1 pseudogene is annotated in these 717 nt (G+C 74.3%); it reads left to right on the top strand.

Annotated features, from left to right (window positions below):
- Nucleotides 1–660, top strand: a pseudogene (locus tag GUY61_RS38740) (hypothetical protein); the annotation flags it as partial.
- Nucleotides 661–717: the final 57 nt, after the last annotated feature.

The following is a 717-nucleotide window of genomic DNA, read 5'->3' as shown; positions in this document are numbered from 1 at the left end:
GCCCGAACCCGTCCCCGTGCCGTCCCCGTGGACTCCGGCTACGGGGACGGCACGGGGACGGGTTCGGGCACGGGGACGGGGACGGGGACGGGAACCGGTTCGGGGAATCCGGGCTCCGAGCCCTCTCGCTTCCCCGTGCAGTACGTCATCCGGCACGGCGGCCACCGCGGGTACGCGGGACAGCTGGTCTCCGGCCTGCTGCGCGTCGGCGACGCGGTGACCGTGCTGCCCTCGGGCCGTACGAGCACCGTCACCGGCATCGACGCGCTCGGCGACGCCGTGGACGTGGCACGCGCGCCGCAGTCGGTCACGGTGCGGCTCGCCGACGACCTGGACATCTCCCGCGGCGACCTGATCGCGCCGACCGCAGCGGCCCCCGCCACCACGCAGGACGTCGAGGCGGCCGCCTGCCATCTGCACGACCGTCCGCTGAGGGCCGGGGACCGGGTGCTGCTCAAGCACACCACGCGCACCGTGAAGGCGATCGTCAGGGAGCTGCACGGGGTCACGGAGCTGGCCGCCAACGACCTGGGCCGCGTCACGCTGCGCACCGCGGAGCCGCTGGCCCTCGATCCGTACGCGCGGGTTCGCCGCACCGGATCGTTCATCCTGATCGATCCCGCCGACGGAGCGACACTGACCGCCTGCATGGCCGGGTGATCGGGTGTTCCGCACGACCTCCGTACCCCCGGCGGGCCCCATACCCCCCGCGATGCC

It is taken from the genome of Streptomyces sp. GC420 (assembly GCF_009916105.1).
Classification (GTDB): domain Bacteria; phylum Actinomycetota; class Actinomycetes; order Streptomycetales; family Streptomycetaceae; genus Streptomyces.
This window is presented reverse-complemented; position numbering and strand designations above follow the sequence as displayed.